Origin of the sequence: Actinomadura sp. NPDC048021 (assembly GCF_040653135.1) — a bacterium.
Taxonomy (GTDB): domain Bacteria; phylum Actinomycetota; class Actinomycetes; order Streptosporangiales; family Streptosporangiaceae; genus Spirillospora; species Spirillospora verrucosospora.
Map to the genome: position 1 here is coordinate 1 of NZ_JBEZJQ010000039.1, position 26365 is coordinate 26365.

22 protein-coding genes and 1 pseudogene are annotated in these 26365 nt (G+C 73.0%); 12 read left to right on the forward strand and 11 right to left on the reverse strand.

The genetic code is table 11. The features are described 5' to 3' along the window. The 4 genes from AB0C87_RS39650 to pgsA form a co-directional block, all read left to right on the forward strand. The coding region (locus tag AB0C87_RS39650; protein ID WP_360581754.1) for a DNA translocase FtsK at positions 1–660 on the forward strand (660 nt) is incomplete at its 5' end. A 143-nt stretch (positions 661–803) separates the two neighbouring features. Beyond that, positions 804–1556 (forward strand): RodZ domain-containing protein, encoded by a 753-nt coding sequence (locus tag AB0C87_RS39655; protein ID WP_345174261.1) that lies wholly within the window; start codon positions 804–806, stop codon positions 1554–1556. 105 nt (positions 1557–1661) lie between these two features. Further along, positions 1662–3098 carry a 30S ribosomal protein S12 methylthiotransferase RimO gene (rimO, locus tag AB0C87_RS39660; protein ID WP_345174263.1) on the forward strand — a complete coding sequence of 479 codons (1437 nt, stop codon included), beginning with the start codon at positions 1662–1664 and terminating at the stop codon, positions 3096–3098. After that, a complete protein-coding gene (gene pgsA, locus AB0C87_RS39665; protein WP_345174265.1) occupies positions 3095–3688 on the forward strand; it encodes a CDP-diacylglycerol--glycerol-3-phosphate 3-phosphatidyltransferase in 594 nt (197 codons plus the stop codon). The genes rimO and pgsA overlap by 4 nt, the downstream gene beginning before the upstream one ends. Positions 3689–3709: 21 nt before the next feature. Here the strand turns inward: pgsA and AB0C87_RS39670 are convergent, their stop codons facing one another. Continuing rightward, positions 3710–4495 carry an MOSC N-terminal beta barrel domain-containing protein gene (locus tag AB0C87_RS39670; RefSeq protein ID WP_360581755.1) on the reverse strand — a complete coding sequence of 262 codons (786 nt, stop codon included), beginning with the start codon at positions 4493–4495 and terminating at the stop codon, positions 3710–3712. A gap of 86 nt (positions 4496–4581) precedes the next feature. Here AB0C87_RS39670 and AB0C87_RS39675 point away from each other — a divergent pair, with 86 nt between their 5' ends. The 5 genes from AB0C87_RS39675 to AB0C87_RS39695 all read left to right on the forward strand — a co-directional run bounded on the left by AB0C87_RS39675 (position 4582) and on the right by AB0C87_RS39695 (position 8503). Then, the gene (locus tag AB0C87_RS39675; RefSeq protein ID WP_360581756.1) at positions 4582–5094 is read left to right on the forward strand and encodes a DUF1990 domain-containing protein; all 513 of its coding nucleotides are present in this window, start codon (positions 4582–4584) and stop codon (positions 5092–5094) included. A 456-nt stretch (positions 5095–5550) separates the two neighbouring features. Further along, positions 5551–6846, forward strand: a complete 1296-nt coding sequence (locus tag AB0C87_RS39680; RefSeq protein WP_360581757.1) for a CinA family nicotinamide mononucleotide deamidase-related protein — start codon at positions 5551–5553, stop codon at positions 6844–6846. A 111-nt stretch (positions 6847–6957) separates the two neighbouring features. Beyond that, positions 6958–7311, forward strand: coding sequence for a helix-turn-helix transcriptional regulator (locus AB0C87_RS39685; protein WP_089313015.1), 354 nt, complete (start codon positions 6958–6960; stop codon positions 7309–7311). Between the two features lie 130 nt (positions 7312–7441). Continuing rightward, complete coding sequence (locus AB0C87_RS39690) at positions 7442–7909, forward strand: DNA starvation/stationary phase protection protein (RefSeq protein ID WP_345174272.1); 468 nt, start codon at positions 7442–7444, stop codon at positions 7907–7909. 93 nt (positions 7910–8002) lie between these two features. Next, positions 8003–8503, forward strand: coding sequence for a hypothetical protein (locus tag AB0C87_RS39695; RefSeq protein WP_360581758.1), 501 nt, complete (start codon positions 8003–8005; stop codon positions 8501–8503). Here the strand turns inward: AB0C87_RS39695 and AB0C87_RS39700 are convergent, their stop codons facing one another. The 7 genes from AB0C87_RS39700 to AB0C87_RS39730 form a co-directional block, all read right to left on the reverse strand. Beyond that, positions 8504–9382, reverse strand: a complete 879-nt coding sequence (locus AB0C87_RS39700; RefSeq protein ID WP_360581759.1) for a LysR family transcriptional regulator — start codon at positions 9380–9382, stop codon at positions 8504–8506. It abuts the gene before it with no gap. Positions 9383–9510: 128 nt separating this feature from the next. Then, positions 9511–10302, reverse strand: a complete 792-nt coding sequence (locus AB0C87_RS39705; RefSeq protein WP_360581760.1) for a DNA-formamidopyrimidine glycosylase family protein — start codon at positions 10300–10302, stop codon at positions 9511–9513. 1 nt (position 10303) lies between these two features. Next, positions 10304–10768: an Rrf2 family transcriptional regulator gene (locus tag AB0C87_RS39710; protein WP_345174280.1), complete on the reverse strand. Its 465-nt coding sequence runs from the start codon at positions 10766–10768 to the stop codon at positions 10304–10306. Between the two features lie 505 nt (positions 10769–11273). Further along, entirely contained in the window at positions 11274–12731 is a 1458-nt protein-coding gene (locus AB0C87_RS39715) for a glycoside hydrolase family 3 N-terminal domain-containing protein (protein ID WP_360581761.1), read from the reverse strand. Further along, on the reverse strand, positions 12728–13567 hold the full coding sequence (locus AB0C87_RS39720; protein WP_345174285.1) for a carbohydrate ABC transporter permease: 840 nt from the start codon (positions 13565–13567) through the stop codon (positions 12728–12730). The genes AB0C87_RS39715 and AB0C87_RS39720 overlap by 4 nt, the downstream gene beginning before the upstream one ends. After that, on the reverse strand, positions 13564–14535 hold the full coding sequence (locus tag AB0C87_RS39725) for a sugar ABC transporter permease (protein ID WP_360581762.1): 972 nt from the start codon (positions 14533–14535) through the stop codon (positions 13564–13566). The genes AB0C87_RS39720 and AB0C87_RS39725 overlap by 4 nt, the downstream gene beginning before the upstream one ends. Before the next feature lie 22 nt (positions 14536–14557). Further along, positions 14558–15829, reverse strand: a complete 1272-nt coding sequence (locus AB0C87_RS39730) for an extracellular solute-binding protein (RefSeq protein WP_345174291.1) — start codon at positions 15827–15829, stop codon at positions 14558–14560. Between the two features lie 253 nt (positions 15830–16082). Between AB0C87_RS39730 and AB0C87_RS39735 the strand changes: the two genes are divergently transcribed. Then, positions 16083–17306 (forward strand): ROK family transcriptional regulator, encoded by a 1224-nt coding sequence (locus AB0C87_RS39735; protein ID WP_345174292.1) that lies wholly within the window; start codon positions 16083–16085, stop codon positions 17304–17306. Between the two features lie 78 nt (positions 17307–17384). Here AB0C87_RS39735 and AB0C87_RS39740 read toward each other — a convergent pair whose 3' ends face one another. Next, entirely contained in the window at positions 17385–17519 is a 135-nt protein-coding gene (locus AB0C87_RS39740; protein ID WP_258938661.1) for a hypothetical protein, read from the reverse strand. A gap of 235 nt (positions 17520–17754) precedes the next feature. Here AB0C87_RS39740 and secA2 point away from each other — a divergent pair, with 235 nt between their 5' ends. Further along, positions 17755–20088: an accessory Sec system translocase SecA2 gene (secA2, locus tag AB0C87_RS39745; RefSeq protein ID WP_360581763.1), complete on the forward strand. Its 2334-nt coding sequence runs from the start codon at positions 17755–17757 to the stop codon at positions 20086–20088. Here secA2 and AB0C87_RS39750 read toward each other — a convergent pair. Then, the gene (locus AB0C87_RS39750; protein WP_360581764.1) at positions 20069–20641 is read right to left on the reverse strand and encodes a helix-turn-helix domain-containing protein; all 573 of its coding nucleotides are present in this window, start codon (positions 20639–20641) and stop codon (positions 20069–20071) included. The genes secA2 and AB0C87_RS39750 overlap by 20 nt on opposite strands. 137 nt (positions 20642–20778) lie before the next feature. Between AB0C87_RS39750 and AB0C87_RS39755 the strand changes: the two are divergent. Continuing rightward, positions 20779–21516: pseudogene (locus tag AB0C87_RS39755) on the forward strand (DMT family transporter); the annotation flags it as partial. Between the two features lie 77 nt (positions 21517–21593). On the opposite strand, the gene AB0C87_RS39760 reads toward AB0C87_RS39755, so the two are convergent. Then, positions 21594–26246 carry a DEAD/DEAH box helicase gene (locus AB0C87_RS39760; protein ID WP_360581765.1) on the reverse strand — a complete coding sequence of 1551 codons (4653 nt, stop codon included), beginning with the start codon at positions 26244–26246 and terminating at the stop codon, positions 21594–21596. Between the last annotated feature and the right edge of the window lie 119 nt (positions 26247–26365).

Genomic DNA, 26365 nt, shown 5'->3' on the forward strand with positions numbered 1-26365 from the left:
GTCGACGAGCTGGCCGATCTGATGATGGTCGCGCCGCGCGACGTGGAGGACTCGGTCGTGCGCATCACCCAGCTCGCCCGCGCCGCCGGGATCCATCTGGTCCTGGCGACGCAGCGGCCGTCGGTGGACGTGGTGACGGGGTTGATCAAGGCCAACGTGCCGTCCCGGCTGGCGTTCGCGACCTCCTCGCTGTCCGACAGCCGCGTCATCCTCGACCAGCCGGGCGCGGAGAAGCTCGTCGGGCAGGGCGACGCCCTGTTCCTGCCGATGGGCGCGAGCAAGCCCATGCGCCTCCAGAACGCCTACGTCTCCGAGAAAGAGATCCACAGCGTCGTCGACCACTGCAAGGGGCAGATGGAGGCGAGCTACCGGGAGGACGTCGCCGCGGCCGGCGCGCCGAAGAAGGAGATCGACGAGGAGATCGGCGACGACATGGACCTGCTCGTCCAGGCGATCGAGCTGGTCGTGTCCACCCAGTTCGGGTCGACGTCGATGCTGCAGCGCAAGCTGCGCGTCGGGTTCGCCAAGGCCGGGCGGCTGATGGACCTGATGGAGAGCCGCGAGATCGTCGGGCCCAGCGAGGGCTCCAAGGCGCGGGACGTGCTGGCCAAGCCGGACGACCTCCCCGGGGTGCTCGCGGAACTGCGCGGCGGCGGCTGAGCGCGGTGCCGGGGCATTGCGGAATGATGCGAAATCTTGCCCAGTTTCGAACGTGTTGGCTGTCGCCGAACGGGCAGGCCCGTTCCTAGACTGGTCTCACAGTCGTGCGAGATCGGCCACGAGCTCCTCAGAGGAGGCCCGGCGTGAGCATCGGTGAGACCTTGGCGGAGGAGCGTCAGCGGGCCGGTCTCTCGGTGACACAGGTGAGCCTCCAGACGCGCATACGCGAGACCGTCGTCCGCAGCATGGAGGCCGACGACTTCTCCGCGTGCGGGGGCAACTTCTACGCCCGCGGCCACATCCGCAGCATCTCCCGCGTGATCGGCATCGATCCGGAGCCTCTCGTCGCCGAGTTCGACGCCGCGCACGGCGGCGCCCCGCAGCCGGTCTCGGCGGTGTCGGCGTTCGAGCCGGAGCAGCCGGTCGCGTTCCGCGAGCGCCGGTCGCCGAACTGGAGCGCGGGAATGGCACTCGCCCTCGCGCTCGTGGTCATCTACGGGATCGTCCAGGTGGTCGGGCACGGCGGCGGCGGCGAGCGGCGCACCGCCCGGCAGGTCGCCGGGACGCCCGCGCCGTCCACCCCGTCCGCCGCGCCGGCCCCGCCCAGGAGCAGCGCCCCGGTCGCGGAGGCGCCGCGCACCAAGGTCGAGGTGCGGGTCGAGGCCAAGCGGACGACGTGGCTGAACGTCCAGGGCGACCAGGGCAGGTCGCTGTTCAGCGGCATGATCCGTGAGGGCGACCAGAAGAGCTTCACCGCCAAGAAGAAGGTCCGGCTCGTGATCGGCGTCGGCGGCAGCGTCAACCTGACCGTCAACGGCAAGGACCTCGGCTCGCCCGGCAAGGGCAAGGGCGTCCAGCGGCTGACCTTCGACCGCGGCGACCCCGAGTCGGCCTGATCCGGAGCCGGCGGGCCCGTGCGTCCCGCCGCACGCCGGGACGCCCCGTGAGGATGCCGCGGGCCGATGGTCGGCATCGGAGCGGAGGCCCATTACCTTAGGGGCATGTCCACTCGCCGCAAGGTCTCACTCATCACGCTCGGCTGCGCCCGCAACGAGGTCGATTCCGAGGAGCTCGCCGCGCGCATCGAGGACGCGGGCTGGGACCTGGCGGACGGCGCGGACGGCGCCGACGTGGTGGTCGTCAACACCTGCGGGTTCATCGAGGCGGCCAAGAAGGACTCCATCGACACGCTGCTGGCCGCGCACGACTCCGGCGCCAAGGTCGTCGCCGCCGGGTGCATGGCCGAGCGGTACGGCAGCGAGCTGGCCGAGGCGCTGCCCGAGGCCGACGCGGTGATCGGCTTCGACGACTACACCGCGATCGGCGAGCGCCTCGACGACGTCATGGCCGGGCGCAGGCGCGACGCGCACACCCCGCGCGACCGCCGCACCCTCCTGCCGATCAGCCCGGTCGAGCGCCAGCGGGCGCACGGCTCCCACGTCCCGGGCCACGGCGGGCAGGACGACCTGCCGGACGGCGTGGCCCCGGCGTCGGGTCCGCGGGTGCTGCGGCGGCGCCTCGGCGGCGGCCCGGTCGCGCCGCTGAAGCTGGCGTCCGGCTGCGACCGGCGCTGCACGTTCTGCGCGATCCCCGCGTTCCGCGGCGCGTACGTGTCGCGCCCGCCCGCGGAGGTGCTGGAGGAGGCGCGCTGGCTCGCCGACCACGGCGTCCGCGAGCTGGTCCTCGTCAGCGAGAACTCCACGTCCTACGGCAAGGACCTCGGCGACCTGCGGGCGCTGGAGAAGCTGCTGCCGGAGCTCGCCGCCGTCGACGGCGTCGAGCGGGTGCGGGTCAGCTACCTGCAGCCCGCCGAGACGCGCCCCGGCCTCATCGAGGCGATCTGCGGCACGCCCGGCGTCGCGCCGTACTTCGACATGTCCTTCCAGCACGCGAGCGGCCCGGTGCTGCGCTCCATGCGCCGGTTCGGCGACCGGGAGCGGTTCCTCGGGCTGCTGGACCAGATCCGGGCGCTGGCGCCGGAGGCGGGCGTGCGCTCCAACTTCATCGTCGGCTTCCCCGGCGAGACCGACGACGACTTCGAGGAGCTGGTGGAGTTCCTGTCCGCAGCCCGGCTCGACGCCGTCGGCGTGTTCGGCTACTCCGACGAGGAGGGTACGGAGGCCGCGAACCTGGACGGCAAGCTCGACCCGGCCGACGTCGCCGCCCGCGTGGAGGAGCTGTCCGGCCTCGCCGAGGAGCTGACCGCGCAGCGCGCCGAGGACCGCGTCGGCTCCGTGGTCCGCGTCCTGCTGGAGGACAAGGCCGACCAGGCCGGGGACGGGGCGCGGGACGGCGGCTTCGAGGGCCGCGCCGAGCACCAGGCGCCCGAGGTGGACGGGACGGTCCTGGTGCGCGGCGAGGGGCTCGCGCTGGGCGACATCGTGGAGGCCCGGGTCGTGGGCAGCGACGGGGTGGACCTCGTCGCGGACGTCTCGTGATCGCCGGCACGCCCGAGCCGGTCGCGGGCACGCCGGATCCGCCACAGGCCGGCGTGTGGAACATCGCCAACGCGCTCACGCTCCTGCGGATCGCGCTGGTGCCGCTCTTCGTCTGGCTGTTCTTCCTGGACGGCACCGGCTGGCGGTTCGCCGCCTTCGCCGTGTTCGCGGTCGCCTCGATCACCGACAAGATCGACGGCGACATCGCCCGGGCGCGCGGCCTCGTCACCGACTTCGGCAAGATCGCCGACCCGATCGCGGACAAGGCGCTCACCGGGGCGGCGCTGATCAGCCTGTCGGCGATGGGCGAGCTGTGGTGGTGGGTGACCGCCGCCATCCTCGTCCGCGAGATCGGCATCACGGTGATGCGGTTCGTCGTCATCCGCCGCGGCGTGATCCCGGCGAGCAAGGGCGGCAAGCTGAAGACGACGCTCCAGGTCTTCGCCATCGGCTTCTACATCCTGCCGGGCCCCCTGGACTACCTGCGCTGGGTCACGATGGGCGCGGCGCTCGTCGTCACTGTCGTCACCGGGATCGACTACGTCGTCCAGGCCTGGCGCATGCGCCGCACGTCCGACGAGACCTCCTGAGCGCCGGCGCGTCGCGAGCCGTCAGGAGGCGGTGAGCTCCTCGCCGACGCGGAGGGCGCCGAGCGCGCGGGGCACGCCGAGCCTTCCGAACATGATCTCGCGGGCGCCGTCGAAGAGCTCCGCGCGGTACCGGGCGAGAGCGCGCAGCGGCTCGGGAGACCGCCGGGCGGTGTCCTGGTCGGTGTTGACGATGACGCACCGGCCGCACGGCCTCACGAGCTCGATGTCCACCTGATCGCCGCGCAGCCGGGTGACGGAGTCCTCGCCGTAGGGGCCGAGCCCGCGCAGGACGATGTTGGGACGGAAGCGCGCCATCGGGAGGCGGGCGTCCATCCGCCGGTTCAGGTCGTCGAGCGACTCCTCCGACAGCACCGAGACGGGGTAGCCGTCGGCGTACGTCAGGGTGCCGCCGCCGAGCGCGGTGGGGCGCGTCCCGGTGAAGCGGACGAGCCGGCAGGGGAGTCCCAGCGTCTCGGAGAACCAGCCGGCCGCCTCGTCGCCCTGGTCCACTCCCCGGCACGGACGGCGGTGCACGGTGACGTCGCGGGCGGGGCCGTCCACCGCCACGCAGATCAGGGGCGCGGGCGCGAGCGCGGTGTGCACGACGAGCTTCACGCCGTCGAACGCGGGATGGAGCAGCGCCAGCTGGGGGACTTCTCGCTGCGACAGGTGCCGCCCGTCAGGACGGACGAGCATGAACTCCCGGTCGTGGCGCAGCCCGTCCGGCGAGAGCTCGGCCTCGGCGGCCGGGACCGCCCCCGCGCTCTTGACCGGGAAGACGTTCAGGGCGGCGACAACGGCGATCATGCGTCGGACGTTACGGACCGGCCGGCCGGGCGGCCAGGCGTACGGGCGATACTTGACGCGGATACGTCAGCTTGGAGGCCGAGGGCATGACCGCGCAGGACTTCACCTACCCGGAGGTCGGCGCGACGCGTGACGCCGAACGCCCGGCCGGGTACCGGCACATGCGGCAGCGGACGCTCGTCGGGCGGGGTTCCGCGTCCTTCCGGAACGCCGCGGACGCGGTCATGGAGTTCTGGATGCACCGGGCGCTGCCGGTCCGGGTGGAGGCGTCGGCGCCGCGCGCCGCACCCGGGGTGAGCGTCGTGATCGGGCTGGGCGCCGGGCCGCTGCGCCTGAAGGCGCCCTGCCGGATCGTGTGGACGCGGGAGGAGGAGCGCTACGCCGGATGGGCGTACGGCACGCTTCCGGGCCACCCGGAGTCGGGGGAGGAGTCGTTCGTCGTGCACCTGGACGACGAGGGCGACGTGTGGCTGACGGTCACGGCCTTCAGCCGTCCGGCGACGGCGGCCGCGAGGCTGGCCGGCCCGCTCGGGCGCGTGTTCCAGCGGGCCTATGCCCGCCGCTGCGGAACCGTGCTGCGCCGGCTGGCGCGGGATTAGGTGGGCCGCGGGACCACGCCCACCCCGGTCGTGGCCCCGCGGCCCCGCTTTAGGGGCGCCCCCGCGCTATTCGATTATCCCTGCCGGCGTCCCCGTGCACGAATCGGCGGAATGAGTTTTGACTCACAATGTGACCTGCGCTTCTCGCCATTGTCGGCGGCCGGGGCCGATGACGTGCTGCGACGATGCGCGTCCCGGGCGGCGTCCCGGCCGCGCGCAGCGTCCGGCGCGGTCCGGGCTCGGCGGACATAAACGCGGCCGTCTCTTTTCGCGACGACGGAAAAGCGTTATGCCGGTGGGGCGGGTGTGAAGGCGGGGATCCGGCGGCGTCCTCATTCGGTCGGTTTTTCCGGTGAACCGGCGATCCGCCGGGCCCGTCGCGGGCCCGCGACGGTAGATTCGAGGACGCTCGCGCGAGGCGGCGGATCCCGCGCGGCGGGGACGGATGGGGACGCGATGCGGGTCGAACTGCTCACCGTGGGGGACGAACTGCTCCTCGGCGACACGATCAACGGGAACGCCGCGTGGCTCGGCCGCCGGCTCGCCGACCACGGCGTCGAGGTCACACGCAGCGTGGTCGTCGGCGACGAGCTCGACGTGATCGTCGCGGCGGTGGAGTCCGCGCTCGACCGGGCCGACGCGGTCATCACGACCGGCGGGCTCGGCCCCACCTACGACGACGTGACGCGCGACGCCCTCGCCAAGGCGGCGGGCGTCGCCCTGGTCCGCGACCCGGAGCTGGAGCGGCGGCTGCGAGAGCGGGTCGCGCGGGCCGGCCGCGAGCTGCAGCCGATGGCGCTGCGCATGGCGGACGTCCCCGAGGGCGCGCGGCTGCTGGCCAACTCCGCCGGCTCGGCTCCCGGCCTGCGCGTCGAGCTGCCCGGCGGGGTCGCCTACGCGCTGCCGGGCGTGCCGTTCGAGATGCGCACGATCATGGACGAGGTCGTCCTGCCGGAGCTCGCGGAGGTCGCCGGGCTGCCGTCCGTCGCGCGCCGCACGCTGCGCACCGCCCGGCTGTGGGAGTCGGTCATCGCGACCCGCCTGGCCGAGGTGGAGGCGATGGACGGGGTGAAGCTCGCCTACCTGCCCGACCCCGCCGAGGTGAAGATCCGGATCACCGTGGCCGGCCGGGACGCCGCCGGGCGGCTGGCGGACGTGGAGTCGCGCGTCCGGGAGCTGCTCGGCCCGTCGGTCTACGGGGTCGACGACGAGTCACTCGGCCTGGTCGTGCACCGGCTGCTCCTGGAGCGGGGCGAGACCGTCGCCACGGCCGAGTCGCTGACCGGCGGCCTCATCGGCGCCGAGCTGACCGCGACGCCGGGGTCGTCCGGCACCTACGCGGGCGGCATGGTGACCTATGCGACCGACCTGAAGCAGAGGCTGCTCGGCGTGCCGGGCGACCTGCTCGCCGAGCACGGGGCCGTCCACCCGGACGTGGCCGCCGGGATGGCCGCGGGCGTCCGGGACGCGGTCGGGGCGACGTACGGGCTCGCGGTCACGGGCGTCGCCGGCCCCGATCCGCAGGACGGCCGTCCCGTGGGAACGGTCTATATCGGCCTGGCCGGACCTGGAGACTCGCTGACGGTGGTCGGACCGAAACTCCCGGTGCCCGGGACGGGGCCGGAGATCCGTGCGGTGATCCGTCGGATGGCCGTCGTGCACGCGCTTGAGCTGCTGAGACGCCGGCTGCTGGGACTTGACGTCGCCGACGTGAGCGGAGAGGCTCGGGCAGATCGGGAAGATCGGGGCTGATTACAGCGTTACGTTGCGAGCGAACACGAAATCAACGGTCTGCCACCGCCGCCGCCAAGGCGGGTACGGTGGAACCGGCAGATGGTCCGAACTGAGGGAGGGAGCGAGACGATGGTCCTGCTTCGCCAGCTGCTCGGTGACGTACTGCGGCAGCTGCGGCTGCGCCAGGGACGCACCCTCCGTGAGGTGTCCGCGGCAGCGCGGGTGTCACTCGGCTACCTCTCCGAGGTCGAGCGGGGTCAGAAAGAGGCCTCTTCGGAGTTGCTGTCCTCTATCTGCAAGGCCCTGGGCGTCCCGCTGTCGCATGTGCTGAGGGAAGTCGCGGATCAGCTTGCCCTCGCCGAGCTGCAGCACGAGCCCGTCATGGCGGGTGCGCCGGAGCACGAGCGCATCTCCGCCGAGAGCATTCCGGAGACCCCGGAGGAGATCACCGGCGAGCTTCGCGCCGACATGGTCGCCGCCTGACCGTTTCCGGCGAGTTCATGCCCCGACCCGGGGTCGCGGGTGTGCGCGGCCTCACGGCATGAACTCGGCATTCCCGGGGAGCTTCCCGTGTTGTAACGGATAACCGTAACGATGCGGAAGGAGCCCGTTCATGGCGTCGGTCAAGAGCCCGCTCAACGACGCGGCACTGAAGGCCGCCGGGGACGCTTTGCAGGGCGCTCTCATCGATCTGATCGATCTCGCTCTGGTCGCCAAGCAGGCGCACTGGAACCTCACCGGACGCAACTTCAAGGTCGTCCACGAGCACCTCGACGAGATCGTCGCGCTGGCCCGCAGCGGCCAGGACGACGTCGCCGAGCGCGCCGTGGCGATCGGGGCGAACCCCGACGGCCGCGTGCGCACGGTCGCCGACCGTACGACGATCCCGCAGCTGGAGGCCGGCTACCTCGCCGACGACAAGGTCGTCGCCGCGATCACCGACATCCTCGCGCAGATCATCGCGCGGTTCCGGGAGCGCATCGAGGCGACCGACGAGCCGGACCCGGTGACGCAGGACCTGCTCATCAGCATCACCGCCGAGCTCGAGAAGCAGCACTGGATGTTCCAGGCGCAGACCTGACCCACCGGCGAAGACCCCGGCCCGCCGCCCGGCGAGGACCGGGGTTTTCTGCGTTCCGCCCCGATTTGATCCGCGATCTGCGGATTATGAGGGATGCACGCACTCTCCCGAGCCCTGCCGCTCGCCGCCGCCCTGCTCGCGCTGGCCGCCTGCGGCTCCGGAAGCGACGGCGCGGGCCGTCCCTGCACGATGATCGGATCCGAGGCCGGCGTGAACCTGGTCGTCCCCGACGGCTCCCGCGTCGCCGCCGCCTCCCTGCGGGCGTGCTGGAACGGGACGTGCCAGGAGCCCCGGATCGAGCTGGCGCCGACCTCGAAGGCCGTCTCGACCGGCTGCGACGGCGACGGCCCCGACGCCGTCTGCGGCGCCTCCGCGTCGCCGGACGGCGGCAAGTCGGGCTTCGCGCGGCTCCCCGGCCTCCCCAAGGAGCCCGTCGACATCACCCTCAAGCTGCGCGACGCGAAGGGCCGGACCTCCCTCACCCAGCGCCTCGACGTCACACCGAAAGCCACGTTCCCCAACGGCCCCCACTGCGGCGAAGGCCCCCCGCAGGTGGTGCTGACCGTGGCGAACGGGCGGGTGACCGTCCGCTGATCAGAGATGCGCCAGGACGGTCTCGGCGAACTCGACGGCGAGCGGGCTCAGGGCGTCCCAGCGGCGCGCCGCCCATCCGGCGGTGAGCGGCGGCAGCTCCGGGATCGGAACCAGCCGGACGTCTCCCGGCCTCGCTCCCCATCCGGGCAGCGCGGGCAGGATCGCCTGGCCGAGGTCCAGTTCGGCCAGCAGGAGCGCGGTGTCCCAGTCGGCGACGCTCGTGGTGGACGCGAGCCGCACTCCGTGGCGTTCCAGATGCATCTCCAGATGGACGCGGGACGTCGAGTGCGCGGGCAGTTCGATGTAGCGGATGGCGGCCAGTTCGCCCAGCGCCACGGACGCCCGCGAGGCGAGCGGATCGTCCGCGTGCACGGCGAGCACCCACGGCAGCTCGCACGACGCCCGCTGCTCGACGCCCTCCAGCGCCGGCCCGATCGTCACCCACGCCAGATCGGCCGTGTGCGACCGGACCGCCTCCAGGCACCGGCGGCTCGACCCGGCGGTCTCGAACTGGAGCGCCGCGTCGGGGTGCCGGTCCCGGAACTCCGCCACCCCCGCCGCCATGAAATGCCGCACGGTCGTGGCCCCCGTCGCGACCCGGACGGTGCCCCCCACCCCCCGCCGAAGATCGTCGAGCTGGCGCAGCGCGGTGTCCAGCCCGGCGATCCCCTCCCGCGCCGCCTCGTGAAGGACGCGTCCCGCGCGGGTCGGAGCCACCCCGCGCGGCCGCCGCTCCAGCAGCACGAGCCCGGTCTCGCGTTCGAGCCGCTTGACGTGCTGGCTGACGGCCGACTGGCTGCACGACAGCTCCCGCGCCACCGCGCTCAGGTTCCCCGCCGCACAGACCGCCACGAACACACGGAGATCGTCCAAAGTCACCCACCCAAGCTAGACCTTGGAAAAGCCCAACAAAACCCGAGAATTGACTTGGACACGGACGCGGCGCAGGCTCTGCCCAAGGGCGCAGGATCCGGCGACCCGGAAAGGCGGCGACCCGCCCTGGGCTCTCAGGGGGCAGGGCGGGCGCCGACCGGCTGGCAGTGCGGGCACCAGAAGGTCGCCCGCTCATCCTGCTCCGCCCGCTCGATCCGCGTTCCGCACCTGCGGCACGGACGTCCGGCGCGCCCGTACACCCAGTGCTCCCGGCCGCGCCCCAGCTCACCGGTCGTGATGTGGCCGTGCCGCTCCTTGTTGGCCTCCAGAAGGCGGTGAGAGAGCTGCACAAGCCCCAAGATGTCGGGAACGTTCCGCACGGCGGTCCACGGGTTCACGCCCCGCAGGAACAGAACCTCGGCCTTGTAGACGTTGCCGATTCCCGCGACCCTCGTCTGGTCGAGCAGCGCCTCCCCGATCGCCCGCTCCGGCTCCTCCGCCAGCCGCGCGACGGACTCGGCCGCCAGCTCCGGCCCCCACGCCGGATCGAGGAGGTCCGGCCCGAGGTGCCCGACCGCCGCGGCCTCCTCGTCGGTGCGCAGCAACTCGACCACCCCCAGCGAGTACCCGACCGCCTGCCACTCCGCGTTCGCCAGCACGAGCCGCACCCGGTGGTCGCGCGGCGGAGGCCCGGCCCTGCGGATCTGCCAGCGCCCCTCCATCTTCAGGTGGGTGTGGACGGTCAGCCCGCCTTCCACTCGCACCAGGAGATGCTTGCCGCGCGAGACCGCGTCCAGGACGGTCCGTCCGCGCAGGTCGACCGTCGCGTACCTCGGCACACGGAAGTCGGAGCGCGTCAGCACCCGCCCCTTCAGCGCCTCGCGCAGGCGCCGGGCGGTCAGCCAGACGACGTCGCCCTCGGGCATGTCAGATCAGGGAGGGGCTTTCCCAGGCGGACGGGTCCTCGGTCAGTTTCTGGACGGACGGCGGGAGCTCGCCGGCGGCGATGTGCGCGAGCGTGACCTGCTCCAGGATCGACCGCTCGCTGGCGCGCAGCGCGATCCACACCTCCTGCAGGGACCGCGCGGGCCCCTCGTACCCCACGTGCTCGGGCCGCTCGCCCCGCACGCCGAGCAGCGGCCCGTCGATGGCGCGGATGATGTCGGCCATCGAGATCCGCTCGGCCGGACGCGCCAGCCAGTAGCCGCCCTCGGGCCCCCGCTGGCTCCGCACGAGCCCGGACCGCCGCAGCTGGCCGAGGATGTTCTCCAGGAATTTGGGCGGTATCTGCTGGGCCTCGGCGAGCTGGACCGCGGTCACCGGATGGCTCCCGGCGACCGCCAGCTCGGCGGAGGCGCGTAGCGCGTAGTCGACCCGGGCGGACAATCGCATATTCGCATTATCCCTTGCCGATAGGACCACTTCGGTTCCCGGCGCCCCTCCCGCCAACCCCGAAGCACGGCGCACCGCCGGAACCGGGCTCTTGTCCGGCGATGCGCCGTGGTCTAGAAGGCCACGCGGTCACCCCACCCCCCGCGCGCCCCAGCACCCCCAACTGCACCAACCTCAACCACCACCGCAACCACGCAACAACCTCAATGGTTGCGATCGCGTCCGAAGGCAGGTTCGAGCGAAGCGAGAACCTGATCGCGCAGCGAGCCGCAAGGCGAGCCGGAGCGATGCAGCGATCGCCCGCAGTTCTCGACGATGGAGGGCCTCCGGGCCCGAAGGAGGAGAGCACTGCCATAGGTACAGCGATCGCGTCCGAAGGCAGGTTCGAGCTTGCGAGAACCTGATCGCACAGCGAGCCTCAAGGCGAGTCGTAGCGATGCCAGCGATCGCCCGCATTTTTCGACGATGGAGGGCCGTCAAGGCCCGAAGGAGGAGAAAAAGGCAATCAACACAGTCCCAATAGTTCGGCGGCGGCTTGGGCGTTGGCGGCGGCGGCGCCGTAGGTGGCCATGTAGACGGCGGAGCGGGGGCGCCAGACGGGGAGGCCCATCTCGACGACGACGGTGTCGGGGCGGGCGGTGAGGAGGGCGGTGGTGAGGGCGCGCTGGCCGGAGTGCCGGTGGGCGTCGCGGAGGACGATGACGAGACCGCGCCCCTTGGCACGGTCCAAGACACGTTCCGCCGTCCCGTCCGCGCCGTCGGCCTGGACGGCGTCGGGCGCCCACGGGCGCAGGCCCCAGGGCGTCGGGCCGACCGCGATGTTGCCCGTCGACTCGGTCTCGACGACCAGGGGCGCCGCGGTCCAGCCGGGCAGCGCGCCCGAGACGCGGACGGCGCGGCGGGCGGCCTCCAGGCCGGCGGGCCGGTCGACGGCGGCGGGGCTGTGCCCGGCGAGCCATTCCCTGAGCAGGCGGGTGCGCTCGGCCGCGTCGGCCAGCCTGGCGAGGGGGAGGCGCCCGGCGCGGACGGCCTCGTCGATCGCGGCGAGGGTGGCCTCGACGGTCTCGGCGTGCTCGCGGGGGCCGAGGCACAGCAGGTCGGCGCCCGCGATGAGGGCCCGCACGGATGCCTCCGGGATGCCGATGGCGCCGCTGGCGCCCTGCATGTCGAGCGCGTCGGTGACGATCACGCCCTGGTAGCCGAGCCGCTCGCGGAGCAGGCCGGTGATCGCCTCCGGGGAGAGGGTGGCCGGCGCCCCGTGGGTGATGGCGGGCAGGTTGAGGTGCCCGGTCATCACCGCGCGGGTGCCGGCCGCGATCGCCGCCCGGAACGGGACGAGCTCGCGGCGGTCCAGCAGGTCCAGGTCGGCGTCGACGAGCGGGATCCCGAGGTGGGAGTCGTCCACGGTCGCGCCGTGGCCGGGGAAGTGCTTGGCGCAGGCGGCGACGCCCGCCTCCTGCGTCCCGGTGACGGCGGCGGCGGCGTGCCGCGCGACCAGCGCGGGGTCCGAGCCGAACGAGCGGGTGCCGATGACGGGGTTGTCGTCGGCGGTGTTGACGTCGACCGACGGCGCGAAGTTGAAGTTGACGCCGACCTCGGCCAGTTCGGCGCCGAGCGACCGGTAGATGCGGCGGGTCAGTTCGGGGTCGTCGACGGCGCCGAGCGCGGCGTTGCCCGGGTAGGGGCTGCCGGTCGTGTGGCCGCCGAGGCGGGTGACGTCGCCGCCCTCCTCGTCGATCGTGATGAAGGGGTCGCCGGCCTTGCGCATCTGCGCGGTGAGCGCGGCCAGCGCCTCCGGGCTCGGGACGTTGCCGGTGAGCGCGAAGAGCGTGACGCCGCCGAGGCCGGCCTCCAGCTCGTCCAGGACCCAGTGGGGCGCGGTCGCGCCGGGGAAGGACGGGAGCAGCGTGCCGCGGGCGAGCCGGGCGATCTCGGCCGTGGTCGCGATGTCGTCGGTCGTCACCCCTTCACCGCCCCGGCGGTGAGCCCGGACACCATGCGGCGCTGGACGATCAGGAAGAAGGCGATGACGGGAATGGTGAGCAGCGTGGACGCTGCCATGATGGGCCCCCAGGCGTTGCCGCTGCGGCCGAAGAAGAACTGCAGCATGATCGGCAGGGTGTACTTGGTCTGGTCGTCCAGGAACGTGAACGCGAAGATGAACTCGTTCCAGGCGGTGATGAAGGAGAAGATGCTGGTCGCCACCAGGCCGGGCGCGACGAGCGGGAGCATGACGCGCAGGAACGTCCGGACGGGGCCCGCGCCGTCGATGGCGGCGGCCTCCTCCAGTTCGCGGGGCACCGCGGCGACGAAGCCGCGCAGCATCCAGATCGCGAACGGGACGGCGAACCCGATGTAGACGATGACGAGGCCGGCCAGGCTGTTCAGCAGGTCCAGCTGCTTCAGGTCCAGGAACAGGGGGATGACCAGCGCCTCGCACGGCACCATCTGCACCACCAGCAGCATGATCAGGAAGGTGGTGCGGAAGCGGAACCGGAAGCGGGCGACGGCGATCGCGGCCATCAGCGAGAGCAGCCCCGACACCAGGACGGTGACGAGCGCCAGGATCGCGCTGTTGCGGAAGTACTCCCAGAAGGAGACCTCGGCGATGCCGCCGTTCAGCACCAGGTCGAAGTGCTCCAGCGTCGGATGGGACGGCAGCGGCTTCGGCGTCGTGCTGAAGATCTCGGTGTTGGGCTTGAACGCGGTGGAGGCCATCCAGAAGACGGGGAACACCGCGATCGCGAAGACCAGCAGGCCCGTCCCGTTCAGCAGCAGCTTGCGCGGCAGGCGCCTCATCGGGTCTCCCCCTGACGGACCATGACCCGCACGTAGAGGGCGGTGACGACGAGCAGGATGAGCGTGAGCACGAGCGCGATCGCCGAGCCCATGCCGAGTTTCGGATTCAGCGAGCCGAACGCCTCGGAGTAGCCGTACAGCGACAGGTTGAACGCGTCGCGGTTGGCCATCCCGGCCATGATGAACAGCTGCGTGAAGACCTTGAAGTCCCAGATGATCGACATGACGACCAGCACGAGGAAGATCGGCTTGAGCATCGGGTAGGTGAGGCTCCAGAACGTCCGCCACGGTCCGGAGCCGTCGACCCGGGCCGCCTCGTACAGCTCGCCCGGGACGCTCTTCAGCCCGGCCAGCACGGACACCGCGACGAACGGGCACGCCTGCCAGACGACGCACACGGTGAGGACGGTGTAGGTGGACAGCGGCGTGGCGAACCAGTTGTAGTCGTTCCAGCCGCCGCCGACCAGGAAGTCCGGCAGCAGGTCCAGGCACCAGTTGACCAGGCCGCCGGTGGTGCCGAACAGCCAGCTGAAGATGATCGCGGCGGTGACCGGCGGGGTCGCCCAGGCGACCATGACGCCGCCGGCGACGAAGCTCGACATCCGCTTGCCGAGCTTGTTGAGCAGCAGCCCCACCAGCGTCCCGACGACCAGGGTCAGGGACACCGCGACGACGGCGAACAGCACGGTGTGCCGCAGGGTCTGCCAGAAGAACGGGTCGTTGAAGATCTTGTCGAAGTTCTCGGTCCCCACCGTCTCGGCCGGCTCGCCGCGCAGCTGGCGGTTGCCGACCTTCTGGAACGACATGATCCCGATCTGGATCATGGGCCAGAACATCAGGACGGCGATCACGAGCACGGTGGGCGCGATCAGCAGGTAGGGCCCGAAGCGGGGCCTGCGGCGGGGGCGCGCCCGGCCGGACGTTCTCCGGCCGGGCGCTCTCCGCACCGCGGGAGCGGTGTCGAGCATGGACGTTCCGATCAGCCGGGTACTACGGGTTCAGCAGCGTGTTGGCCTGCTCGTTCGCCTTCTTCATCTCCTCCTCGGCGGACTTGCCCTGCATGATCGCCTTGACGGCGTTCGGCAGCACCTTCTTGGCCTGCTCGAACTCGCCCCAGCCGGCGCTGATCGGCGGGAACTTGGTGTTGCCGGCGATCGAGGTGAAGACCTCCAGCTTGGGGTCGGAGAACTTCACGTCCGACCGCATGGAGGAGAAGCCGCTGTAGTCCGCCCAGATCTTGGCGTTCTTGGCGTCGTTCAGCAGCGTGATGTAATCGAAGGCCGCGCTCTTGGCCTTGCTGTCCTTCCAGACCGCGAGGTCGGAGCCGCCCGCCATGACCGGGGCGTTGCCGCCGGTCTTGCTCGGGATCGGGAAGACGCCCCACTTGTCGGCGTTCTTCTCGGAGATCTTCTTCATCTCCTTGAGCGCCCAGCTGCCGTCGACGTACATGCCGAGCTTGCCGAGCGCGAAGTCGCGCTGCGGGCCCTCCAGCTCGTTCTTGCCGACGTACTTGGCGGGCGCGACCTTCTCGGTGGTGACGAGCCCGGCGTAGTACTTGACCGCCTCGACCGCCTGCGGCTGGTCGAGCTGGCCCTTGAAGCCGCCCTTGCCGTCGTCGACGGCGACCTCGCCGCCGTTGCCCCACACGAAGCTGAGCAGCGCGTTGGTCTGGTCGCTCGGGATGCCGATGCCGGGGACCTTCTTGGCCTCCTGCACCTTCTTCGCGGCGGCGGTGAGGTCCGCCCACGTCTTCGGCGGCTGGATGCCGAGCTCCTGGAACCAGTCCGTCCGGTACCAGACGCCGCGGACGCCGCCGTACCACGGCACCGCGTAGGTCTTGCCGTCCGCGGTGTCGTTGCCGAGCGCGGTCTTGTTCAGCGTCTTGCCGTCGGCCCAGCCCTTGAACTCGTCGGTGATGTCGGCGAGGCTGCCCTGCTCGATGTGGGACTGGACGTCGGTGTTGCCGAGCTCGGTGACGTCGGGGCCCTCGCCGCCGGCCGCCGCCTTCTGGAAGGTGGTGGCGACCTGCGGCCACGGCACGTACTTGACCTGGACGTCGGTGTTCGGGTGCTTCTTCTTGAACTCGGCCTCGACGCCGTCGAGGATCTTGGTCTGCTCGGGCGTGCCGTCGCCCATCATCCAGACCTTGAGCTGCGCCGGGTCCTTGCCGTCGCCCGCGTCGCCGTCCTTGCCGTCGCCGCCGCAGGCCGTGGCGGCCAGGGCGATCGCGGCCGTCACGGCCGCAACCTTGATGTACTTCACTGGGGGTTCCTTTCCGGCATCGCCTCGCGCGGCCTTGTGGCCTGCGGTGCGAGTGGAGACGGCGCGGACCCTTTAGGGTCCCAGCCATGCCCCTCTCGCGTTCGCATCGCTCGCGGGCGCCCTGCTCGCCAGTCCGCGCTCTGCGAGCGCCCCCGACCCGGGGTACCGTGCCGGTCGGCGCTTGGGCGTAAACTAACAAGAAACTTTCCTAAACAAAACTGCTCGTTAGCGGATTGAGACATCAGGGGTCGCAATGGCAAGACGCCCGGGAACGCCGAGGCTGCTGCGTGAGCTGAACGACCGCGCGGCGCTGGACCTGCTCGTCGAGCAGGGCCCGCTCACCCGCGCGCAGATCGGCGAGCACACCGGGCTGTCGAAGGTGACCGCGTCCCAGCTGCTGTCACGGCTGGAGGAGCGCGGGCTCGTCTCGGTGGTGGGGGAGCAGGCCGGGGGGCGGGGCCCCAACGCCGCACTCTATGCGGTCGTCCCGTCCAGCGCGTACGTCGCGGGCCTGGAGGTCGGGCCCGACGGGGTGACGGCCGGCGTCGCCGACATCACCGGCCACATCGTCGCCCAGGTGACCGTGGACCCCAACGGCGCCGACGACCCCGTCAAGATGGTGCACAGCGCCGTCGTCAAGGCGTGCCGCTCGGCCAAGGTCGCGGTGTCGAAGCTGAGCGCGTTCGTCATCGGGACGCCCGGCGTCGTCGACCCGCGCTCCGGCGACGTCCAGTTCTCCTTCGACCTGCCCGCCTGGCACGAGGGCGTCCTCGCCGCGCTGCGCACCGACCTGCGCCGCCCCGTGACCATCGAGAACGACGTGAACCTCGCCGCGATCGCCGAGCGGGCCTACGGGGCCGCCCGCGACGCCGACGACTTCGCGCTCATGTGGCTCGACCGCGGCATGGGCCTGTCGGTGATGCTGGGCGGACGGCTGCACCGCGGCCGGTGGGGCGGCGCGGGGGAGATCGGCTACCTTCCCGTCCCCGGGGCGCCGCTGCCGGTCGGAGCCGCCCGGCGCGCCACGCAGGACGAGGGGGTCACCGAGTCGACGACCTGGGGGATCCCGACCCTTGCCGGCGGCTACGGGGCCCTGGTGGGCGCCGACGCGGTCCGAGCCCTCGCCCACCAGCACGGCATCGCCGAGCCGACCGCCGTGGACTGCGTCCGCGCGGCCGCCGCCGACGAGGACCGCGGCGGGCCGTTCCTCGACGAGCTCGCCGACCGCATCTCCTACGGCGTGACCTCGGTCAACATCGTCCTGGACCCGGGGCTCATGGTGCTGTCGGGCAGCCTCGGCCGGGCCGGGGGGCGGCCGCTGGCCACCCGCATCGAGTCGATCGTCGGCCGGATCAGCCCGACCCGCCCCGCCGTCGCCGTCACCGGCGTGAAGGGCAACCCCGTCCTGCGAGGCGCCCTGCACGCGGCGCTGGAGCAGGCCCGCGACGACGTCTTCTCGGCCGCGGGGGCATCGTAGGAAGGCGCGTCGGCGAAGCGGGAAGCGCCCGCACCCGCCGGGCGCGGGTGCTTCCCGCTCGCGCGGTGGACCGTTCCCCTACTTGGCGGACGCCGCCGCGACGGCGACCTCCGGATGACGCCGAGGGTCGTTCAGCGCGCGGTCGATGACGGTCTGGCTGATGATCTGACGCTTGCGCCGGAGAGCGGCGGCCTTGCGTGCCGTAGGTGTCATGCCGAAACCCCGTTCCGCGGTGGCGCTTTCCCCTGGGCCACCGCAAACCCCGTGATGCGGCCATGCTCTCAAACGGAAGGGCCGGGGGGTATCCGCCCGAGGAATGACTTCGAGGTCAGACCAACAGCGGAGGCCCGCCCTGGACAGTCGCGGGCTCGGCGCGCTGAGATCATGGGGAACGCCGACTTCTACCCGCCCGTTGGGGGAACCGTGAGCGACGAACCGAGGGGACTTCATGGCGCTGCGTGACCGTCTGCGGCGCCTCGTCCAGAAGCCGGGAAGCGTCGATCTCGCGCCGCTGCGCGCCCTGGTGGACGAGGCGGCGGCGCGCGAGTCCCGCGTCCGGGAGCTGCCGGACGCGGAGCTGACCGCCGCCGCGTCCGCCCTCCGCCGGAAGGAGGACCTCGCGGAGCTGTGCGCCCTCGGCCGGGAGGCCGCCCGGCGGACCCTGGGGGAGCGGCCCTTCGACGTGCAGCTCCTCGGAACGCTCGCGATGCTGTCGGGGCACGTCGCCGAGATGGCCACCGGCGAGGGCAAGACCCTGGCGGGCGCCCTGGCGGCGGCCGGGCACGCGCTGCGCGGCCACCGGGTCCACGTGATGTCGGTCAACGACTACCTGGCGCGGCGCGACGCCGAGTGGATGGGCCCGCTCTACGCGATGCTGGGCGTCACCGTCGCCTGGGTCGGCCAATCGTCCACCCCCGCCGAGCGGCGCGAGGCCTACCGGGCGGACGTGACGTACGCGCCGGTCAGCGAGGTCGGGTTCGACCTGCTCCGGGACCGGCTCGCCACCGGCGCCGCCGACCTCGTGCTGCCCGAGCCGTCCGTCGCGCTGATCGACGAGGCCGACTCGGTGCTGGTGGACGAGGCCATGGTGCCGCTCGTGCTCGCGGGCGCCGCCGACCTCGACGCCGCCGATCCGCGGCACGCCGACCTGGTCCGGCGGCTGCGCCCCGGGCTGCACTACGCCACCGACGACGAGGCGCGCAACGTCCAGCTCACGGCGGCCGGGGCGCGCGAGGTGGAGCGCGCCCTCGGGCTCGACCTCTACGCGCCGGAGAACCTCGCCGCGCTCACCGCGGTGAACGTGGCGCTGCACGCGGAGGTCCTGCTGCACCGCGACGTGGACTACATCGTCCGCGACGGCGCGGTGAAGCTGGTCAGCGAGTCGCGGGGCCGGGTCGCCCTGCTGCAGCGCTGGCCGGACGGCCTGCAGGCGGCGGTCGAGGCGAAGGAGGCCCTGGACGCCTCCCCGAGCGGGGAGATCCTCGACTCGATCACCGTGCAGGAGCTGATCGGGCGCTATCCCGTCCGGTGCGGCATGACGGGCACCGCGATGGCCGTAGCCGGGCAGCTGACCGAGTTCTACTCGCTGCCGATCGCGGTCGTCCCGCCGAACCGGCCGTGCGTCCGCGAGGACGAGCCGGACCGCCTCTACGCGACCGCCGCCGACAAGGAGGTCGCGATCGTCGAGGAGATCGCCGCCGCGCACGCCGAGGGGCGTCCGGTGCTGGTCGGGACGGGCGACGTCGCCGAGTCCGAGCGGCTGGCCCGCCGGCTGGCCCGCGCCGGGCTCGACCGGGTCGTCCTCAACGCCAAGAACGACGCCGAGGAGGCCGCGATCATCGCGGAGGCGGGCGCGTACGGCGCGATCACCGTCTCCACCCAGATGGCCGGCCGGGGCACCGACATCCGGCTGGGCGGCAGCCCCTCGCCGTCCGCCCCGGGCACGGCCCCGGCCGAGCGGGACGGCGCCGACCACGACCGGGTCGCGCGCGCCGGCGGCCTGCTGGTCATCGGGACGGGCCGCTACCACAGCAGCCGCCTGGACGACCAGCTCAGGGGCCGGGCCGGACGGCAGGGCGACCCCGGCGGCTCGGTGTTCTTCACCAGCCTCCAGGACGACCTCGTCACCCGCTACGCGCCGGACGAGGAGTCGAAGGCGCCCGCCGGAGACGACGGGCTCATCACCGACAAGGGCGCGCACTGGATCGTCGGCCACGCCCAGCGCGTCGCGGAGGGCGTCGACCTGGAGCTGCACCGCAACACGTGGCGGTACAACCACCTGATCGGGCTCCAGCGGCGGGAGGTGCTCGCCGAGCGCGACGCCGTCCTGCACGGCGACGCCGCCGACAAGGCCATGGCGGCCGACGCCCCGGACCGGCACGCCGAGCTCACCGCGATCGCGGGCGCGGAGGCGGTGGCCGGCGCCGCCCGGCAGATCGTCCTGTACCAGCTGGACCGCTGCTGGGCCGAGCACCTGGCTTTCCTCGCCGACCTGCGCGAGGGCATCCACCTGCGGTCGCTCGGCCGCGGCCTGGACCCGCTGGTCGAGTTCAACCGGGAGGCCGTCCCGGCGGGCAAGCGGCTCCTGTCCGACGCGCGGAAGCGGTCCGTGGCCGCCTTCGAGGCCCTCACCGCCTCCGAGGACGGCGTCGACCTCGACTCCGCGGGGCTGAAGCGGCCGTCGGCGACCTGGACCTACCTCGTCCACGACAACCCGTTCGGGTCCCTGGACGAGCGGGCCCTGCGCGGGCTGATCAACATGTTCAGGGGGCGGCGGCGCTGAGCTCCCGGGGCACGATCGCCTCGGCGGCGGCGCGGGCGAGGGCCGCCGCGTCGCGGACGCCGGCCACGCTGAAGGCCACGATCGCGCCCTCGTGCAGGATGAGCAGCTGGTCGGCCAGCACGCCGTCGCCCACCAGGCCGGCGTAGAGGGCGCGCACCCACGCCTTCTGCTCGGCGGCCGCCCCGTGGACCGGGTGGGACGGGTCGGGCAGCTCGGCGCAGGCGTTCACCATCGAGCATCCGCGCCCGCACTCGGCGGCCATCCACTCGCCGAGGGCGTCGAAGGTGGCGAGCACCCGCTCGCGGGCGCCGCCGGCCTCGGCGATCCGGCCGGTCGTGAAGGTGCGCCACCGCTCGTCGCGGGCCCGCAGGTAGGCCAGGATCAGCGCGTCCTTCGAGCCGAATCGGTCGTAGACGGTCTTCTTCGTGACGCCCGCCTCGGCGGCGATCAGCTCCATGCCGACCGAGCCGATGCCGCGCTCGTAGAACAGCTCGCTCGCGGCCTGGAGGACCCGCCGGGCGGCGGGGGTGAGCGGCCGGTCGTGCGCGGGCATCTCGGCTCCTTCCTCGGGGGTGACTCGGAGTATACATACCGGTATGGCTACGTTGTAGGTATACCGGTATGTATACCTCGGGAGGGCCAGTGGACATCCGCCGATCGGACGCCCTGCTGGGCGCCGCGTTCGTCGTCATGTGGAGCTCCGGGTTCGTCGGCGCCGAGCTCGGCACCCGCAGCGCGCCCGCGAGCGCGCTGCTGGCCTGGCGGTTCGTCATCGGCGCGGGCGCGCTCGGCATCTGGCTGCTGTGGCGCCGCCGCCGGATCCCGCCCCGGGACCTGGCCCTGCACGCCCTGATCGGGACGCTGGGCCAGGTCGGCTACCTCTCCGGCGTGTTCCTCGCCGCCGAGCACGGCGTCGTGGAGGGCGTCAACAGCCTGATCACGGCGTTGCAGCCGCTCGTCGCGATCGCGCTCGCCGCGCCTCTGCTCGGCGAACCGGTCGGCCGCCGGCAGCTCGCCGGGTTCGCCGCCGGTCTCGGCGGCGTCGCCCTCGTCGTCGGCGGCGACCTGAGCGCGGACGCCCCGGCCTGGGCGTACGCGCTTCCCTTCGCCGCCATGCTCTCCCTCGTCGGCGCCACCCTCGTCGAACGCCGCACGCGCCCCTCGCTGGAGCTCCCGGAGGCGCTGGCCGTCCAGGCCGGCGTGAGCGCCGTGGTGTTCTCGGGCTTCGCCGGCGTGGACGGCTCACTGGTTCCGCCGGCCGACCCCGCGTTCTGGACCGCCATCGCCATCCTCGTCGTGCTGGCGATGTTCGGCGGGTACGGGCTGTACTGGGTCAACGTCCGGCGCACAGGGGTCGCGCGCGTGTCCGCCCTGCTCTACCTGACACCGCCCACGACGATGCTGTGGGGATGGCTGATGTTCGGCAGCACGCTCACCCTGCCGTCACTCCTGGGCGTGCTCGTATGCGCCGCCGCCGTGACCGTCGCGCTTCGGGGCTCGGGCGGTCAGGAGCGCAGCCGCAGTCCGCGAGGCGTGGGATGGAACCCGGCCGACTCGAGCGCGGCGGCCAGCGGGGAGTCGCCGATCGCCTCGCCGTCGGCGCGCTCCACGGTCAGCTTGCCGAGCGCCCCCTCGCGGACGGCCAGGGCGAGCGCGTCGACGGCCGGCTGCAGGACGCCGGGATCGTCGTCCCAGGTCAGGAGCGTCCGCCCGCCGCGCTCGACGTAGAGGACGAGGCGCCCCTCGACCAGGACGACGAGCGCGCCGGCCTTGCGGCCCGGCTTGTGGCCGCTGGCGACCTCGTCGGCGCGCTCCGGCCAGGGCAGCGCCGCGCCGTACGGGTTGGCGGGATCGGCCGCCGCGAGCACGAGCGCGCGGACCGCGGGTTTGCCGGGCGTCTCCCAGAGGGCGGAGATGTCGTCCGGTGCGGCGGCCGCCGCCGGGCGGAGCGCCCGGAGCCGGTCGACGGCGCCCGGCAGCGCGAACTGGGCGGCCCCCAGGCCCTCGACGAAGTAGCCGCGCCGGCAGCGCCCCGTCTCCTCGAACGCGCGCAGGACCGGGTAGACGGCGGAGAAGCCGCCGGGGGTGCGTTCGGCGGCGACGGCGCCGCGGATGACGATGCCGTACCGCTCCAGGAGCGCCTCGGCGAGCGCGTGGGAGCGCAGGGTCGCGGCGGGCTCGCGCTCGGGGAGCGGCCACCAGCGTCCGGCGACCGTGGGCGGACCCGTCCGGGACGGCAGGACGGGACGTCCGCGGCGCGTCGTCCGGGAACGGTGCGTCGGACGGCCCGACCCGAGCGCGGACCGCAGCGGGGCCAGCGTGTCGTTGGTGAGGTGGCCCGCCCAGACGAGGTCCCACACGGCGGTGACGAGGTCGGCGTCGTTGGCGGTGGCCTGCTTGTTCACGCGGTCGGACAGCGTCCGGAAGAACAGCGCGCCGCCGTCGCCGAGGGCGTCGAGGACGGCCTGGTGCACCGGCGTGAGCGTGATCTCGGCCGGGGCCGGCATGAGCAGCGGGGCGGTGTCGGCCAGGTACAGGGCCACCCAGCCGTCGCCGCCCGGCAGCCCTCCCTGGCCCGCCCACACGACCTCGCCGGCCGAGGTCAGCTCGTCGAGCATGGCCGGGGTGTAGCCGGGCACCCGCGACGGCAGGACCAGCGACTCCAGCGCGGAGGCGGGGACCGCCGCGCCCTGCAGCTGCTCGATCGCCTGGACGAGCGCGTCGATGCCCCGCAGCCGCGACCCGCCCGAGATGCCGTGCCAGACCGGCAGGAACCGGCCGAGCGCCTCCGGCGGGGACGGCTCGACCTCGGCGCGCAGGCGCGCCAGGGAACGCCGCCGGAGCATCCGCAGCACGCCGCTGTCGCACCACTCGGTCGTCAGCGGGCCCGTCACGGAACCGACCGGGAGGAACTCCCCCTCGACGACCCGGCCCGCGCCCGACAGCCGCCGCAGCGTCTCGACGACCACGGCGACGCCCAGCCCGAAGCGCGCGGCGGCCTCGGCCGCCCGGAACGGCCCGTGCGTGCGCGCGTACCGGGAGACCAGGTCGCCGAGCGGGTCGTCGACCGGTTCGAGGAACGCCTCCGGGACCCCCACCGGCAGCGGCGCGCCGAGCGCGTCCCGGAGCCGGGCGGCGTCCTCGATGGCGGCCCAGCGCTCCTCCCCGGCGATCCGCACGCGGATCGCCCGCCGTGTCGCCTCGAGCTCCGCCAGCCACCGCGACACCTGGACCAGCACCCCGTCCGGGACGGGCTCGCTGACCGCGGCGGTCTCTTCGTCACCCGCCGTGGCCGCGGTCTCGTCCGGTGGGGCGCCGAGGCTCGCGGGCAGTGTGCGCTCGGCCGCTTCGGCCGTGCTGAGGGGGCCGAGCGTGCGGAGGAGGTCGGCGACGCCCTCCATGTCACGGGCCCGGCGGTCGGAGGCGAGGCGCTGGAGTTCGCGTTCGGTCTCGGCGACGGCGTCGGGATCGAGCAGCTCGCGCAGATCGGCCTGGCCGAGCAGTTCGGCGAGGAGCGCCGAGTCGAGCGCCAGGGCCTGCGCGCGGCGCTCCGCGAGGGGCGAGTCGCCTTCGTACATGAACGCGCCGACGTAGTGGAACAGCAGGGAACGCGCGTAGGGGGACGGCTCGGAGGTCTCCACCTCCACCATGCGGACCTTGCGTCCGGACAGGTCGCGCATGAGCTGCACCAGGCCCGGGACGTCGAACACGTCCTGCAGGCACTCGCGCATGGTCTCCAGCACGATCGGGAACGACGGGTACTTGCTCGCCACGGCCAGGAGCTGCGCGGCGCGCTGGCGCTGCTGCCACAGGGGCATGCGCTTGTCGGGACGGCGGCGGGGGAGCAGCAGCGAGCGCGCCGCGCACTCGCGGAACCGGGCGGCGAACAGCGCCGACCCGCCCAGCTCGTCGACGACGATGCGCTCGATGTCGTCGGCGTCGAAGACGGCGAGGTCGAGGCCGGGGGGCTCGTCCATGTCCGGGATGCGGATGACGATGCCGTCGTCGGCGTGCATGGCCTGAGCGTCGACGCCGTACCGCTCGCGCAGGCGGCCGGCTATGGCGAGCGCCCAGGGAGCGTGCACACGAGCGCCCAGCGGCGAGTGGACGACCATGCGCCAGTCGCCGAGCTCGTCGCGGAACCGTTCGACGACCATAGTGCGGTCGTCGGGTACGTGACCGGTGGCCTCACGCTGCTCGGTCAGGTAGGAGACGAGGTTGGCGGAAGCCCAGTCGTCCAGGCCGGCCGAGGTGACGCGCTCCTGCGCCTCCTCCTGGGGCAGCCGGGCCAGCTCGCGGGTGAACGAACCGAGCGCGCGGCCCAGTTCGGCCGGACGCCCCAGCGTGTCGCCATGCCAGAACGGCAGCTTGCCGGGCTGGCCCGGGGCGGGGGAGACGAGCACGCGGTCGGGGGTGATGTCCTCGATCCGCCATGAGCTCGCACCGAGGACGAACACGTCGCCCACGCGCGACTCGTACACCATCTCCTCGTCGAGTTCGCCTACGCGCGACGCCTTCTCGCCGACGAGGAACACCCCGAACAGGCCGCGGTCCGGAATCGTCCCGCCACTGGTCACGGCGAGCCGCTGGGCGCCCGGACGGTCGCGCAGCACGCCGGTCACGCGGTCCCAGACAAGACGGGGACGGAGTTCGCCGAACTCGTCGCTGGGATAGCGCCCGGCGAGCATGTCCAGGGACGCCTCCAGCGCCGACCGGGGAAGCGTGGCGTAGGGGGCGGCGCGCTTGACGAGGGATTCGAGGTCGTCGACCGTCCACTCGTCCATGGAGACCATCGCGACGATCTGCTGGGCCAGGACGTCGAGGGGGTTGCGCGGGTACCTGAGCTCCTCGATCTCGCCGCCGCGCATGCGTTCGGCCACCACGGCCGTCTGCACGAGGTCGCCCCGGTACTTGGGGAAGATGACGCCCTTGGACACGGCGCCGACCTGGTGGCCGGCGCGCCCGACCCGCTGGAGCCCGTTGGCGACCGACGGCGGCGACTCCACCTGGACGACCAGGTCCACCGCGCCCATGTCGATGCCCAGCTCCAGGCTGGACGTCGCCACGACCGCGGGCAGCCGGCCCTCCTTCAGGGCGTTCTCGATACCGGCCCGCTCCTCCTTGGAGACGGAGCCGTGGTGCGCCCTGGCGATCTCCGTGGGCGCCCCCTTGGCGGCGCCCGCCTGGGCCATCGTCGCCGCGGGGGAGTGGTCCTCCGGCAGGGGCTCGCCTGCGGCGCGCTCGTAGGCGAGTTCGTTCAGCCGTCCGCACAGCCTCTCGGCCAGGCGCCGGGAGTTGGCGAACACGAGCGTCGAGCGATGCGCCTGGATCAGGTCGAGCAGGCGGTCTTCCACGTGGGGCCAGATGCTGCGCTGGCGGGGGTCGGGCGTCCCCGAGTCGTCGACGAACCGGCCGACCTCGCCCATGTCCTCCACCGGGACGACGATGTCGAGCTCGAACACCTTCTCCGAAGGCGGCTGGACGACGGCGGCGGGCCTCGGCCCGCCCAGGAACGCCGCCACCTCGTCCGCGGGGCGGACCGTCGCCGACAGGCCGACGCGCTGGGCGGGGCGTTCGAGGAGCGCGTCCAGCCGTTCGAGGGACAGCGCGAGATGCGCGCCGCGCTTGGTGCCCGCCACGGCGTGCACCTCGTCGACGATGACGGTCTCCACCCCGCGCAGCGACTCGCGCGCCCGCGAGGTGAGGATCAGGAACAGCGACTCGGGCGTCGTGATCAGGATGTCGGGCGGCCTGACGGCCAGGCGGCGGCGCTCGTCGGCCGGGGTGTCGCCCGACCGCATGCCCACGCGGACGTCCGGCTCGGGCAGGCCGAGGCGCCGCGCCGCGTGGCGGATGCCGGCCAGCGGGGCGCGCAGGTTGCGCTCGACATCGACGGCGAGGGCCTTCAGCGGCGACACGTACAGGACGCGGCAGCGGTGCAGGGGGTCTTCCGGAAGGGCTTCGGTGCCGAGCCGGTCGAGGGACCACAGGAAGGCCGCCAGGGTCTTGCCGGACCCGGTGGGGGCCACGACCAGCGTGTTGTCGCCGCCGGCGATGGACTCCCACGCCCCGGCCTGCGCGGGTGTGGGTGCGGCGAAGGCCCCGGTGAACCAGGCGCGGGTCGCCGGGGAGAAACGTTCGAGCACGTCACCGCCCATGTCGCCATACTGCCTTGCGGGTCGGACAGAATGCGCGGGCGTGGCGCGGCTCACACGGAGGAGCGAAGCGAACCGGGGGGTGCGGGGGGCGCTCCTCCCCGCGGGAACTATTGTAAGCA

Coding starts and splice junctions, on each gene's coding strand:
- rimO (WP_345174263.1), top strand. CDS start 1,662: ATGTCCACTCGCCGCAAGGTCTCACTCATCACGCTCGGCTGCGCCCGC.
- AB0C87_RS39670 (WP_360581755.1), bottom strand. CDS start 4,495: ATGATCGCCGTTGTCGCCGCCCTGAACGTCTTCCCGGTCAAGAGCGCG.
- AB0C87_RS39675 (WP_360581756.1), top strand. CDS start 4,582: ATGACCGCGCAGGACTTCACCTACCCGGAGGTCGGCGCGACGCGTGAC.
- AB0C87_RS39680 (WP_360581757.1), top strand. CDS start 5,551: ATGCGGGTCGAACTGCTCACCGTGGGGGACGAACTGCTCCTCGGCGAC.
- AB0C87_RS39685 (WP_089313015.1), top strand. CDS start 6,958: ATGGTCCTGCTTCGCCAGCTGCTCGGTGACGTACTGCGGCAGCTGCGG.
- AB0C87_RS39690 (WP_345174272.1), top strand. CDS start 7,442: ATGGCGTCGGTCAAGAGCCCGCTCAACGACGCGGCACTGAAGGCCGCC.
- AB0C87_RS39695 (WP_360581758.1), top strand. CDS start 8,003: ATGCACGCACTCTCCCGAGCCCTGCCGCTCGCCGCCGCCCTGCTCGCG.
- AB0C87_RS39705 (WP_360581760.1), bottom strand. CDS start 10,302: ATGCCCGAGGGCGACGTCGTCTGGCTGACCGCCCGGCGCCTGCGCGAG.
- AB0C87_RS39710 (WP_345174280.1), bottom strand. CDS start 10,768: ATGCGATTGTCCGCCCGGGTCGACTACGCGCTACGCGCCTCCGCCGAG.
- AB0C87_RS39720 (WP_345174285.1), bottom strand. CDS start 13,567: ATGAGGCGCCTGCCGCGCAAGCTGCTGCTGAACGGGACGGGCCTGCTG.
- AB0C87_RS39725 (WP_360581762.1), bottom strand. CDS start 14,535: ATGCTCGACACCGCTCCCGCGGTGCGGAGAGCGCCCGGCCGGAGAACG.
- AB0C87_RS39735 (WP_345174292.1), top strand. CDS start 16,083: ATGGCAAGACGCCCGGGAACGCCGAGGCTGCTGCGTGAGCTGAACGAC.
- AB0C87_RS39740 (WP_258938661.1), bottom strand. CDS start 17,519: ATGACACCTACGGCACGCAAGGCCGCCGCTCTCCGGCGCAAGCGTCAG.
- secA2 (WP_360581763.1), top strand. CDS start 17,755: ATGGCGCTGCGTGACCGTCTGCGGCGCCTCGTCCAGAAGCCGGGAAGC.
- AB0C87_RS39750 (WP_360581764.1), bottom strand. CDS start 20,641: ATGCCCGCGCACGACCGGCCGCTCACCCCCGCCGCCCGGCGGGTCCTC.
- AB0C87_RS39760 (WP_360581765.1), bottom strand. CDS start 26,246: ATGGGCGGTGACGTGCTCGAACGTTTCTCCCCGGCGACCCGCGCCTGG.